The sequence below is a fragment of the Pseudomonas sp. JH-2 genome (assembly GCF_036231725.1).
Lineage (GTDB): Bacteria > Pseudomonadota > Gammaproteobacteria > Pseudomonadales > Pseudomonadaceae > Pseudomonas > Pseudomonas delhiensis.
Window position 1 is genome coordinate 192,424 of record NZ_JAZAQP010000006.1, and the last position, 12,767, is coordinate 205,190.

Below are 12,767 nucleotides of genomic sequence, written 5' to 3' on the forward strand. Positions count from 1 at the left end.
AGGCGGGGGTCAGATGCGGAACTGGCCGACCAGTTGGCGCAGCCGCTCGCCCAGGCCGCTCAGCTCGCCGGCGGTGCGCGCGCCCTGCACGGAGTCCTCGGCCACCTGGTCCACGGCATCGGCGATCTGGTGCACGCTGCGGTTGATCTCCTCGGCCACCGCGGTCTGTTCCTCGGCGGCGCTGGCGATCTGCGCGTTCATCGAGTTGATGGTGCCGATCAGGTTGGCCATGGCGTCCAGCGACTGCCCGGCCTGGTCGGCCTGGCTGCGGGTGCGCCCGGCCATCTCGCTGGCGCGCTGCATGGCCTGCACGGAGCCGGCGGTGGTGGCCTGCAGGCGGTCGATCATCTGCTGGATCTCGCCAGTGCTCTGCTGGGTGCGGCTGGCCAGTGCGCGCACTTCGTCGGCGACCACCGCGAAACCGCGCCCGGCCTCGCCGGCGCGGGCCGCCTCGATGGCCGCGTTGAGCGCCAGCAGGTTGGTCTGCTCGGCGATGGAGCGGATCACTTCCAGCACGCCGACGATGCCGCGCACGTCCTGGCTGAGGGTGTCCAGGGCCTCGCTGCTGCTGCTCACCTCGCCGGCCAGGTCGTTGATCTGCGCCACGCACAGGTCCACCTCGCGCTTGGCCGCCTGGCCCTCGCGGTCGGTGTCGCGGGCGGCGTCGGCAGCGCGCTGGGCGCTGCGCGCCACTTCCTGGGCGGCGGCGGTCATCTCGTTGATCGCCGTGGCCACCTGGTCGGTCTCGCTGCGCTGGCCGGCCATCGCCTGCTCCGAGCGCTGCGCCTGCTGGGCGACGTTGCCGACCAGGCCGGACAGTTGCCCGGTGGTGCCGGCCACCTGCTGCACCAGGTTGTGGATCTTCTCGACGAAGCGGTTGAACGACTGCGCCAGTTCGCCCAGTTCGTCACGGCTTTCCACCGGCAGGCGGTGGGTCAGGTTGCCATCGCCGGCGGCCATGTCGTCGAGGTTGGCCTTGATCCGCAGCAGCGGGCGGACGATGGCGTTGCCGGTGGGCACCGCCACCAGGCCGATGACCACCAGCAGCGCCAGCGCCGAGCCGATCATCAGCAGCAGCAGGTCGTTGATATGGTCGTGCAACTGTTCGCGGGCCTTCTGCACGTCCTCCTCGATGTCGTCCAGGTTCAGCGAGGTGCCGAACACCAGGTTCCACTTCGGCAGGTACTGGGCGTAGCCGATCTTCGGCACGATGGCGCTGTTGCCCGGGCGGGTGAAGCTGTAGTGCACGTAGTGGCTGTCGTCCTGGCCGGCGCGCACCAGCTCGCGGATGGCATAGACGCCATTGGGGTCGCGGAAGCTGCTGAAGTCTTCGCCGATACGTTCTTCGGTGGTGCCCTGGAAGACGCGCACCGAGCGGGTGTCATAACCCCAGAAGTAGCCACCGTTGCCGTAGGTGAGGCGCTTGAGCAGCGCTACCCCGGCCTGGCGCGCCGCGGCGTCGCCCTCGGCCGCGGCCTGGTACTGCGGGCCGACCGCCGCCAGGGCGACGTCGACGAACTGCTTGAGCTGGACTTGGCGGTCCTCGATCAGGCTCTGGCGGATCTGTTCCTCCTGTTGCGTGGACAGCCGCTTCAGCGCCACCAGGGTCACGGCGCAGAGCACCAGGGTGAGGAGCAGGATGGGAATCAGCGCCAGGCTCAGGACCTTGGCGCGCAGGCGCAGGGAGGGAATCACGGGGGCGGCCTCCGTAGGCAGGGACGACGGCATCAAAAAACCCGCCGTGTGGCGGGTTTCTTGTTATCGGCTCAGGCCCTGGCCTTCTTTAGCTCTTCGTCACGCAATTCGCGGCGGAGGATCTTGCCGACGTTGGTGGTCGGCAGGCTCTCGCGGAATTCCACGAACTTCGGACGCTTGTAGCCGGTCAGGTTGTCGTGCATGTGCTTGACCACCTGCTCCTTGGTCAGGGTCACGCCCGGGCGCGGCACCACGAACACCTTGATCACCTCGCCGGAACGCTCGTCCGGCACGCCGATGGCGGCGCACTGCAGCACGCCGGGGAGGGTCGCCAGCACGTCTTCCAGCTCGTTGGGGTACACGTTGAAGCCGCTGACCAGGATCATGTCCTTCTTGCGGTCGACGATGCGCATGTAGCCGTCTTCCTGGATGATCGCCACGTCGCCGGTGCGCAGCCAGCCGTCCGCGTCGAGGATCTCGTCGGTGGCCTCCTGGCGCTGCCAGTAGCCCTTCATCACCTGCGGGCCCTTCACGCACAGCTCGCCGCGCTCGCCCAGGGGCAGCTCGTTGCCGGCGTCGTCGATGACCTTGCACAGGGTCGAGGGCACCGGGATGCCGATGGTGCCGATCTGGATCTTCTGGAACGGGTTCACCGACACCACCGGGCTGGTCTCGGTCATGCCGTAGCCTTCGCAGATGGCGCAGCCGGTGACTTCCTTCCAGCGCTCGGCCGCGGCCTGTTGCAGGGCCATGCCGCCGGAGAGGGTCAGCTTCAGGCTGGAGAAGTCCAGCTTGCGGAACGCCTCGTTGTTGCACAGGCCGACGAACAGGGTGTTCAGGCCGACGAAGCCGGTGAACTTCCAGGCCGAGAGCTCCTTGGAGAAGGCGTTCAGGTCGCGCGGGTTGGTCACCAGGACGTTGTGGTTGCCGGTGAGCATCATCGCCATGCAATGGAAGGTGAAGGCGTAGATGTGGTACAGCGGCAGCGGCGCGATGAGGATCTCGCAACCCTCCTGCAGGTTCGAAGCCATCAGCTCCTTGCACTGCATCATGTTGGCCACCAGGTTGCGGTGGGTCAGCATGGCGCCCTTGGCCACCCCGGTGGTGCCGCCGGTGTACTGCAGCACGGCCACGTCGTCGGCCTTGGGCGACGCCTCGCGCACGCTCTTGCCGCGGCCCTTGGCCAGGGCGTCGTTGAGCTTGACGGCGTTGCCGATGTGGTAGGCCGGGACCATCTTCTTGACGTACCTGACCACCGCGTTGACCAGCAGGCGCTTGAGCGGCGGCAGCAGGTCGGCGACCTCGGTGATGAGCACGTGGCGGATGCCGGTGCGCGGCAGCACTTCCTCGGCCAGGTGGGCCATGTTGGCCAGGCACACCAGCGCCTTGGCGCCGGAATCGTTGAACTGGTGCTCCATCTCCCGCGCGGTGTACAGCGGGTTGGTGTTGACCACGATGAGGCCGGCGCGCATGGCGCCGAACACCACGATGGGGTACTGCAGGACGTTGGGCAGTTGCACCGCGATGCGGTCGCCCGGTTGCAGGTCGGTGTTGTTCTGCAGGTAGGCGGCGAAGTCACCGGAAAGCTGGTACAGCTCGCCGTAGGTCAGGGTCTTGCCAAGGTTGCTGAAGGCAGGCTTGTTGGCAAAGCGTTGGCAGGACTCCTTGAGTACCGCGAGGATGTTCGGGTACTGGTCGGCATTGATCTCGGCAGCGATACCTGCTGGATATTTGTCCTTCCAGAAATTGTCGATCATGGAAGCCCACTCCGTAAGCAACAGCTGATACACCGCTATGCGGCTGTTTGTTGTGATTTTGACGCCTGCCGGCCCTTTCGGGGAAGCGAAGGCGCGCCGAGATTATCAGCTTTGCCGGGGAGCGACCAGCACAAAGACCGGTCAGCCGGTAAAAAAATGACCGAAAGCAATGCTTTCGGTCACGTTTTATGACAGTCGTCGGAAAGCCCCGGAACAGGGCCTTCGACGTCGGTTTCAGGCGCTCTCGCGCAGCTCGCGGCGGAGGATCTTGCCCACCGGGGTCATCGGCAGGGCCTCCTTGAGGACGATCTGCTTGGGTACCTTGTAGCCGGTGAAGTTTTCCTTGCAGTAGGCCTTCAGCTCTTCCACCGTCAGCCCCGGCTCACGGGCCACGACGAAGAGTTTGACGGCCTCGCCGGAACGTTCGTCCGGCACCCCGACCGCGGCGCAGTTGGCCACCTTCGGGTGGGCCATGACCACGTCCTCGATCTCGTTGGGGTAGACGTTGAAGCCGGAGACGATGATCAGGTCCTTCTTGCGGTCGACGATGCGCACGAAACCGTCCGCGTCTATCACCGCGATGTCGCCGGTGCGCAGCCAGCCCTCGGCGTCCAGCACCTCGGCGGTGGCTTCCGGGCGCTGCCAGTAGCCCTTCATCACCTGCGGGCCCTTCACGCACAGCTCGCCACGCTCGCCCAGGGGCTGCTCGTTGCCCTCGTCGTCGATCACCTTGAGCGCGGTGCCCACCACCGGGATGCCCACGGTGCCCAGGCGCGCCAGCTCGCCGTAGGGGTTGGTGCTGACCACCGGCGAGGTCTCGGTGAGGCCGTAGCCCTCGACCACGGTGCAGCCGGTGGCGGCCTTCCAGCGCTCGGCGGTGGCCGAGACCAGCGCGGTGCCGCCGGAGTTGGTGACCTTGAGGTTGGAGAAGTCCAGGTCCTTGAACTCCGGGTGCTCCATCAGCGCCACGAACAGGGTGTTCAGCCCCAGCAGCGAGGAGAAGCGCCACTTCTTCAGCTCCTTGATGAAGCCGGGGATGTCGCGCGGGTTGCTGATGAGCACGTTGTGGTTGCCGTTGTGCATCATGCACATGCAATTCGCGGTGAAGGCATAGATGTGGTACAGCGGCAGCGGCGCGATCATCACCTCGCCGCCCTCGTTCATCAGCGGGCGACCGTCGGGGCCGTGCTGCGACAGGCAGGCGTCCACCTGCAGCATGTTCGCCACCAGGTTGCCGTGGCTGAGCATGGCGCCCTTGGCCACGCCGGTGGTGCCGCCGGTGTACTGCAGCACGGCGATGTCCTCCAGGCCGACCTTGACCGGCTGCAGGGCGTGGCCGCGGCCCTGCTGCAGCACCTCCCTGAAGGGCACCGCCTGGGGCAGCTGGTAGTCCGGCACCATCTTCTTCACGTGCTTGACCACGGCATTGACCAGCAGGCCCTTGAGCGCCGGCTGCAGGTCGCCCATCTGCGCCTCGATCAGGTACTCGATGCCGGTGTCCGGCAGCACCTCCTGCACCAGCTTGCCGAACAGGTTGACGTAGACCAGCGCCCGCGCCCCCGAGTCCTTGAACTGGTGGCGCATCTCGCGGGCGGTGTACAGCGGGTTGGTGTTGACCACCACCAGGCCGGCGCGCAGGGCGCCGAACACGGCGATGGGGTATTGCAGGACATTGGGCATCTGCACGGCGATGCGCTCGCCGGGCTTGAGGTCGGTATTGCGCTGCAGGTAGGCGGCGAAGGCGGCGGACAGGCGGTCCAGCTCGGCGTAGGTGAGGGTCACGCCCATGTTGCTGAACACCGGGCGGTCGGCGAAGCGCTTGCAGGAGCGCTCGAACACTTCCACCACCGACTTGTAGGCGCCCAGGTCGAGCTGGCTGGGCACACCGGCGGGACGTTTGTCGTTCCAGAATTCCGCTTGCATTGGCTGTTGTCCTCTTTATTACCTGCAAGGCTGTTCCCGGCCGGCTCCCTCGGGCTTCCGGCGCTGGGGCATCCGTCGCAAAGTAGCAGTTGCCCGGAGGAGCGCAAATAGTTCGGGCCTTCCCATTTATTTCGTGAATCTCGCCCCACCGCGGGCGGGATTCACTGCGCATTGCCGGCCGCTGCTAGAATGCCGCCACCCCGAGCCGGCACAAGGATTGCCCATGCCGTACGCCGCCTACTGGCTGACCGCCAGCGACCAGACCCCGCTGTACACCCACCATTGGGCCGCCGACGCACCGAGGGGCGTGGTGATGCTCTCCCACGGCATGGCCGAGCACGCCGGGCGCTACGCCCGCCTGGGCGAGGCGCTGAACGCCGCCGGCTGGGCGCTGTTCGCCATCGACCAGCGCGGCCACGGCCGCACCGCCGAGCACGGCGACCTGGGCCACTACGCCGACCAGGGCGGCTGGGGCAAGGTGGTGGGCGACCTGCTCACCCTCAACCGCCACGTGCGCGAGCAGCACCCCGGCCTGCCGGTGGTCCTGCTCGGCCACAGCATGGGCAGCTACATCGGTACCGCCTACCTGCTGCAGCACAGCGCCACGCTGCAAGGCGCGGTGCTCTCCGGCTCCAACTACCAGCCGGTGGCGCTGTACCGCAGCGCGCGCCTGGTGGCCCGCTTCGAGCGCTGGCGCCAGGGCCCGCTGGGGCGCAGCGCACTGATCGAGTTCCTCTCCTTCGGCTCCTTCAACAAGGCCTTCAAGCCCAACCGCACGGAATTCGACTGGCTCAGCCGCGATACCCGCGAGGTGGACAAGTACATCAGCGACCCGCTGTGCGGCTTCCGCTGCAGCAACCAGCTGTGGATCGACCTGCTCGGCGGCCTGGAAGACATCACCCCGGTGCCGCACCTGGCGCGCATCGCCCCGGCCCTGCCGCTGCTGATCATCGGCGGCGAGCGCGACCCGGTCAGCCAGGGCAAGCGCCTGCGCGACCTGGCCCGGGCGATGACCCGCGCCGGGGTTCGCGACGTCCAAACGCAGATCTACCCCGAGGCCCGCCACGAGTTGTTCAACGAGACCAACCGCGACGAGGTCACCCGCAACCTGATCGCCTGGCTGGACGGAGTCCTTTCCGCAGGCCAAGGCGCGAACCACGAGGAAAAGCCATGACCCAGGTGCAGAACGTTCCCTACGCCGAGCTCGAAGTCGGGCAGAAAGCCAGCTTCCAGCGCCCGGTCGGCGAGCGCGACATCCAGCTCTTCGCCGAAGTCTCCGGCGACCGCAACCCGGTCCACCTGGATGCCGACTACGCCGCCACCACCCTGTTCAAGGAGCGCATCGCCCACGGCATGCTCAGCGGCGCGCTGATCAGCGCGGCGATCGCCACCACCCTGCCCGGCCCGGGCACCATCTACCTGGGCCAGAGCCTGCGCTTCACCCGCCCGGTGAAGATCGGCGACGTGCTCGACGTGGAGCTGGAAGTGCTGGAGAAACTGCCGAAGAACCGCGTGCGCATCGGCACCCGCGTGCTCAACCAGAACGGCGAGGCGGTGGTGGAAGGCGAAGCCGAGGTGCTGGCGCCGAAGCAGAAGCTGGACATCGAACTGCCGGCGCTGCCGCCGATCACCATCGGCTGATTACATTTCCGCCGACGGATAATCGCGGACGGAGTCTGCTCCTACGTCCGTGCTCGACCGTAGGGCGAATAACCGTTCGCGGTTATCCGCCACCGGCCGGAACGCCGGTGCCCGACGACGGCGGCGGATAACGCCGTAGGCGTTATGCGCCCTACGGGTTGGAAAGAGGCGGCGCAGCCTGCAAGACAGTTGCTCCTACGCCCGTGCTTCCCTGAAACCGTAGGAGCGGACTCCATCCGCGATGAAAAATCGCAGGCAAAAAAAACGGGCGACCGAAGTCGCCCCAAGTGCCTTGCGTGCTCTGTGATCGGGAAGGAAATCAGCCCTTCTTGTGGCTGTCCTTCCAGATGAAATATCCGACTCCACCGCAGAACAGGACCATCAGACCAACGGTGACAATGCCGGCGAGAACCACTTCGTCGATGAACATGATGCTGGCCTCCTGGATCCCTGTGCGTTTTGAAGATGGGCTCAGGTTAGCGTCGGCCGGGGGCGCGATATTGACCTGGATCAATGGCCGCAAAGCCCCGGTTCACGGGGCTTCGGATAACTGATCCAGATCAAGTTCGGGGAGGGTTGGGCTGCGGTGCATGGCCGCGCGGGGCGGCTTTGGAAGGGGAAATCCGGGCAGGCGGGACGGGCTCAGCGCTTCTTCGGCTTGCCCTTGCCCTTCTTGCGGGCCTTGCCCAGCGGCAGGGCCTGTTCGAAGGCCTTGCGCACTTCCTGCAGGCGTTTCTCGTGGACGTCATGGATGCGCTTGTCGCGCTCGGCGTTGAAGTCGATCAGCTTGTCGTCGTTGCTCATGATCAGGCATGCACCAGGCGGAAAGTCAGGTTCAGGCGGGGGGCGACCGGGCGCTGCGTCTTGGCCACCTGATGCTGCCAATAATGCTGCGTTGCGCCGGACATGACCAGCAGGCTGCCGGAATCCAGCGCCAGGGAATGCTCGATGGCCGTTTGGCCCTTGCGGCGCAGGTCGAAGCGCCGCGTGCCGCCGAGGTTCAGCGAGGCCACCAGGGGGTTGCGGCCGAGCTCCGGTTCGTCGTCGCTGTGCCAGCCCATGGAATCCCGGCCGTCGCGGTAATAGTTGAGCAGCACGCCGTTCAGGCGCTGGCCGACCTCGGCCTGCACCCGCGCGCGGATTTCCGCCAGCAGCGGCGTCCAAGACAGTGGTCGGTGGACCAGGCCGGAGTAGCGGTAGCTGGCCTCGGCGTCGCCGTACCAGGCCACCAGGCGCGGCACCGGGTAGTCGCGGCCGTGCAGGTGCACGCGGGGCTGCTCCCAGGGTGTGTTCTCCACCAGTTCGGCGAGCCAGGCCGCGGCGCAGGGCGGGTCGCACCAGTGCGGGATCAGGCGCAGCTCGGCGTGTTCGAGGTGGATGGGCGCGTCGGCGAACAGCATGGCGGTAACGGGAGCAGGTCGAGAAGCACAGCTTACTACGCCGCTCAGACCTCGATGTCGATCCAGATGCCCTTGCGCGGCGCCTCGCCCAGGCCTTCGTCGACCGCCTCGGCGGCGTCCGCACCCTCGCCTTCCGCGGCCTCGCCCTGCGCCTGCCGCCGGCGGCGCCGCTGCCGCTGCGAGTATTCCTCCTGCGGCGTCATCTCCGCCGGGTGGCGCTCCAGGCCCACGGCGGCATCGTCGGCGGCCGGGGCCACCGGCGCCACCGGGGCGACGTCCGGGCGCGAGCGCGCCGGGTCCTGCTGCGCGGTGACCGGCAGCACGTCGCTGGGGATCGGCGGGATCATGGCTGTCGCTGGCTCCTCGCGGGCTTCAGGTTGTCGGCTGGCGGCGGCAGGCGCCGGCGCCCTCGCTACACTTCACGGAACAATCCGCATCCACCCCGGCCTGGCCGGCAGCGCGGGGCTGGCGCAGGCCCGTCGCCCCGGCGGCGACTCCACCCGGCCGCCGGGGGCGAACGGGCGTCGCTGAAAGCCGCGTGTTCCGTTACCATAGCCGGCTTTTTGCGGGAGGTGTCCATGGCGCAGTATCAACCGGGTCAACGCTGGATCAGCGACAGTGAAGCAGAATTGGGGCTGGGAACCATCCTGGCGCTCGACGGACGGCTGCTCACCGTGCTCTATCCGGCCACCGGGGATACCCGCCAGTACGCCGAGCGCAACGCCCCGCTGACCCGCGTGCGCTTCGCCCCGGGCGACGAGGTGACGCATTTCGAAGGCTGGAAGATGACCGTCCGCGAGGTCGAGGAGGTCGACGGCCTGCTGGTCTACCACGGCATCAACTCGCACAACGACGCCAAGGTCCTGCCGGAAACCCAGCTGTCCAACTTCATCCAGTTCCGCCTGGCCAGCGACCGCCTGTTCGCCGGGCAGATCGACCCCATGCCCTGGTTCGCCCTGCGCTACCACACCCTGGAGCACCGCACCCGCCTGCTGCAATCCTCGCTCTGGGGCCTGGGCGGCGCCCGCGCCCAGCCCATCGCGCACCAGCTGCACATCGCCCGCGAAGTCGCCGACCGCATCGCCCCGCGCGTACTGCTGGCCGACGAAGTGGGCCTGGGCAAGACCATCGAGGCCGGCCTGGTGATCCACCGCCAGCTGCTCTCCGGCCGCGCCAGCCGCGTGCTCATCCTGGTGCCGGAGAACCTGCAGCACCAGTGGCTGGTGGAAATGCGCCGGCGCTTCAACCTGGAAGTGGCGCTGTTCGACCGCGAGCGCTTCGCCGAGAGCGACGCCAGCAACCCCTTCGAGGACAGCCAACTGGCCCTGGTGGCCCTGGAGTGGATCAAGCGCGACGAGCGCGCCCAGGACGCCCTGTGCGCCGCCGGCTGGGACCTGCTGGTGGTCGACGAGGCCCACCACCTGGTCTGGCACCCCGAGCAGGCCAGCCCCGAGTACCAGCTGGTGGAAACCCTGGCGCAGATCATCCCCGGCGTGCTGCTGCTCACCGCCACCCCGGAACAGCTCGGCCTGGACAGCCACTTCGCGCGCCTGCGCCTGCTCGACCCGGACCGCTTCCATGACCTGGAGGCCTTCCGCCAGGAAAGCAGCCAGTACCGCCCGGTGGCCGAGGCGGTGCAGGAACTGATCGACCACGGGCGCCTGTCGCCCACTGCCCGCGAGGCCATCCACGGCTTCCTCGGCGACGCCGGCAGCGACCTGCTCGGCGCGGTCGAAGGCGGTGACGAAGAGGCCCGCGCACGCCTGGTCCGCGAGCTGCTCGACCGCCACGGCACCGGCCGCGTGCTGTTCCGCAACACCCGCGCCGCGGTGCTCGGCTTCCCCGAGCGCCGGCTGCACCCCTACGCCCTGCCGAACCCGGTGGAGTACATGGAGCTGCCGATCGGCGAGCACCCGGACCTGTACCCGGAGGTGAGCTTCCAGGCGCAGCTCGATGACAGCACCGACGAGAACGCCCGCTGGTGGCGCTTCGACCCGCGCGTGGAATGGCTGATCGACACCCTGAAGATGCTCAAGCAGTTCAAGGTGCTGGTGATCTGCGCCCACGCCGAGACCGCGCTGGACCTGGAAGACGCCCTGCGCCTGCGCTCGGGCATCCCGGCCACGGTGTTCCACGAGGGCATGAGCATCCTCGAGCGCGACCGCGCGGCGGCCTACTTCGCCGACGAGGAATTCGGCGCCCAGGTGCTGATCTGCTCGGAGATCGGCAGCGAAGGCCGCAACTTCCAGTTCGCCCACCACCTGGTGCTGTTCGACCTGCCGGCCCACCCGGACCAGCTGGAACAGCGCATCGGCCGCCTCGACCGGATCGGCCAGCAGCACACCATCCAGCTGCACGTGCCGCACCTGGAAGGCAGCCCGCAGGAACGCCTGTTCCAGTGGTACCACCAGGCGCTCAACGCCTTCCTGGCCACCTGCCCCACCGGCAACGCCCTGCAGCACCGCTTCGGCCCACGCCTGGTGGAGCTGCTGGACGGCGGCGACGACGAAGCCTTCGCCGCCCTGCTCGAAGAAGGCCAGGCCGCGCGCCTGGCCCTGGAGGCGGAGATGCACAGCGGCCGCGACCGCCTGCTGGAGCTGAACTCCGGCGGTGCCGGCGAGGGCGAGGCGCTGGTGGAGGCCATCGAGGAGCAGGACGACGAATTCGCCCTGCCGATCTACATGGAGAAGCTGTTCGACACCTACGGCATCGACAGCGAGGACCACTCCGAGAACGCGCTGATCCTCAAGCCCAGCGAGAAGATGCTCGACGCCAGCTTCCCCCTGGGCGACGACGAGGGCGTGACCGTCACCTACGACCGCGCCCAGGCCCTGGTCCGCGAGGACATGCAGTTCCTCACCTGGGAACACCCCATGGTCCAGGGCGGCATGGACCTGGTGCTGTCCGGCTCGCTGGGCAACACCTCGGTGGCGATCATCAAGAACAAGGCGCTCAAGCCCGGTACCGTGCTGCTGGAGATGCTCTTCGTCAGCGAGGCGGTGGCCCCGCGCAAGCTGCAGCTGGGCCGCTTCCTGCCGCCGGTGGCGCTGCGCTGCCTGCTCGACGCCAACGGCAACGACCTGGCCGCCCGGGTGTCCTTCGAGACGCTGCACGAGCAGTTGGAAAGCGTACCGCGCGCCAGCGCCAACAAGTTCGTCCAGGCCCAGCGCGACGTGCTGGCCAAGCAGTTCTCCGCCGGCGAGGCCAAGGTCGCCCCGCGCCACGCCGAACGCGTGGAGAAGGCCCGCCAGCAACTGGTGGCGAGCCTCGACGAGGAACTGGCGCGCCTGACCGCGCTCAAGCAGGTCAACCCCAGCGTGCGCGACAGCGAGCTGGAAGCCCTGCGCACCCAGCGCGACGAGAGCCTGGCCCTGCTGGACAAGGCCTCGCTGCGCCTGGAGGCGATCCGCGTGTTGGTCGCCGGCTGATCCGCGCCACGCCGAAAAGGCCGCCCCGGGAAACCGCGGCGGCCTTTTTCATGCCCGCCCAATTGGCGTCACCCCGTAGGAGCGGACCTTGTCCGCGATAGCCGGACGATCCGGCGCGATTCGCGGATGAGATCCGCTCCTACGCTGCCCCACTCACGCCATTCCCATGTAGGAGCGCGCCCTGCGCGCGAAATCGCGGGCAGGGCCCGCTCCTACAGCTCAGGCATTCCCCTCCCCACCGCCGGCATATCCGCCCCCACCGTCTACTATTGACGCTGCGCAAGGGAATCCACCCCGGGGAGAGCTAGAGTTTTCCCACCAAGCCACTCATTGAGGGATACATCATGTACGAGCGCATTCTGGTAGCAGTGGACGGCAGCCCGGTTTCGGACCGCGCACTGGGCGAGGCGGTCAAGCTGGCCCAGCTGACCGGCGGCGAGCTGCGCGTCATCACCATCGTCGACAGCCCGCTGCGCCATCTGCCCGACTATGCCGTCTACTACAACCCCGAGCCGCTGCGCGAAGCCGCGCTGAAGGCCGCCGACGACGTGCTGGCCAAGGCCCGCGAGCTGGTGGGCGACAAGGTCAAGGTGAAGTTCGACCGGGTCTGCCAGGAGCGCGCCAGCGAGGAAGTCGCCGAGCGCATCGAGCTCGAGGCCGAGGACGCCAAGTCCGATCTGATCGTCATGGGTACCCACGGCCGCCGCGGCGTACGCCGGCTGATGCTGGGCAGCGTGGCCGAGGGCCTGCTGCGCGTCAGCAACCGCCCGGTGCTGCTGGTCCGCGACAAATAAGTCCAACCCCAATGAAAAAGGCCGTGCGGGGCGCCTCGCACGGCCTTTTTTCGGTTCTTCGCGGAGTCTGGGGAAAGAGCGGATTGACAGTCAGGGAAGCGGGTAGATTGGCAGTCGCCAAACGAACCA

At 67.8% G+C, this 12,767-nt stretch carries 11 protein-coding genes; 4 read left to right on the forward strand and 7 right to left on the reverse strand.

Going from position 1 to position 12,767, the window contains the following annotated elements:
* Positions 1 to 9: 9 nt before the first annotated feature.
* From VV867_RS06685 to fadD2, 3 genes are all read right to left on the reverse strand, one after another.
* Positions 10 to 1,695, reverse strand: a complete 1,686-nt coding sequence (locus VV867_RS06685) for a methyl-accepting chemotaxis protein (RefSeq protein WP_109936287.1) — start codon at positions 1,693 to 1,695, stop codon at positions 10 to 12.
* Positions 1,696 to 1,766: 71 nt separating this feature from the next.
* A complete protein-coding gene (fadD1, locus tag VV867_RS06690) occupies positions 1,767 to 3,452 on the reverse strand; it encodes a long-chain-fatty-acid--CoA ligase FadD1 (RefSeq protein WP_109936286.1) in 1,686 nt (561 codons plus the stop codon).
* A gap of 234 nt (positions 3,453 to 3,686) precedes the next feature.
* On the reverse strand, positions 3,687 to 5,375 hold the full coding sequence (gene fadD2 / locus VV867_RS06695; RefSeq protein WP_109936285.1) for a long-chain-fatty-acid--CoA ligase FadD2: 1,689 nt from the start codon (positions 5,373 to 5,375) through the stop codon (positions 3,687 to 3,689).
* 223 nt (positions 5,376 to 5,598) lie between these two features.
* On the opposite strand from fadD2, the gene VV867_RS06700 reads away from it, so the two are divergent.
* On the forward strand, positions 5,599 to 6,549 hold the full coding sequence (locus VV867_RS06700) for an alpha/beta hydrolase (RefSeq protein ID WP_109936284.1): 951 nt from the start codon (positions 5,599 to 5,601) through the stop codon (positions 6,547 to 6,549).
* Positions 6,546 to 7,016, forward strand: a complete 471-nt coding sequence (locus VV867_RS06705) for a MaoC family dehydratase (protein WP_009618521.1) — start codon at positions 6,546 to 6,548, stop codon at positions 7,014 to 7,016. The genes VV867_RS06700 and VV867_RS06705 overlap by 4 nt, the downstream gene beginning before the upstream one ends.
* 319 nt (positions 7,017 to 7,335) lie before the next feature.
* On the opposite strand, the gene ccoM is transcribed toward VV867_RS06705, so the two are convergent.
* The 4 genes from ccoM to VV867_RS06725 all read right to left on the reverse strand — a co-directional run bounded on the left by ccoM (position 7,336) and on the right by VV867_RS06725 (position 8,763).
* On the reverse strand, positions 7,336 to 7,446 hold the full coding sequence (ccoM, locus tag VV867_RS06710; RefSeq protein WP_009618523.1) for a cytochrome c oxidase subunit CcoM: 111 nt from the start codon (positions 7,444 to 7,446) through the stop codon (positions 7,336 to 7,338).
* Positions 7,447 to 7,658: 212 nt separating this feature from the next.
* A complete protein-coding gene (locus tag VV867_RS06715; protein ID WP_009618525.1) occupies positions 7,659 to 7,820 on the reverse strand; it encodes a hypothetical protein in 162 nt (53 codons plus the stop codon).
* 2 nt (positions 7,821 to 7,822) lie between these two features.
* A complete protein-coding gene (locus VV867_RS06720) occupies positions 7,823 to 8,416 on the reverse strand; it encodes an alpha-ketoglutarate-dependent dioxygenase AlkB family protein (protein WP_328565933.1) in 594 nt (197 codons plus the stop codon).
* 44 nt (positions 8,417 to 8,460) lie between these two features.
* The gene (locus VV867_RS06725) at positions 8,461 to 8,763 is read right to left on the reverse strand and encodes an aspartate-semialdehyde dehydrogenase (RefSeq protein WP_275627377.1); all 303 of its coding nucleotides are present in this window, start codon (positions 8,761 to 8,763) and stop codon (positions 8,461 to 8,463) included.
* 225 nt (positions 8,764 to 8,988) lie between these two features.
* On the opposite strand from VV867_RS06725, the gene rapA reads away from it, so the two are divergent.
* Together rapA and VV867_RS06735 are read left to right on the forward strand one after the other, a co-directional pair.
* The gene (gene rapA / locus VV867_RS06730; protein WP_177412019.1) at positions 8,989 to 11,844 is read left to right on the forward strand and encodes an RNA polymerase-associated protein RapA; all 2,856 of its coding nucleotides are present in this window, start codon (positions 8,989 to 8,991) and stop codon (positions 11,842 to 11,844) included.
* 344 nt (positions 11,845 to 12,188) lie between these two features.
* Positions 12,189 to 12,638 carry a universal stress protein gene (locus VV867_RS06735; protein WP_109936539.1) on the forward strand — a complete coding sequence of 150 codons (450 nt, stop codon included), beginning with the start codon at positions 12,189 to 12,191 and terminating at the stop codon, positions 12,636 to 12,638.
* Positions 12,639 to 12,767: the final 129 nt, after the last annotated feature.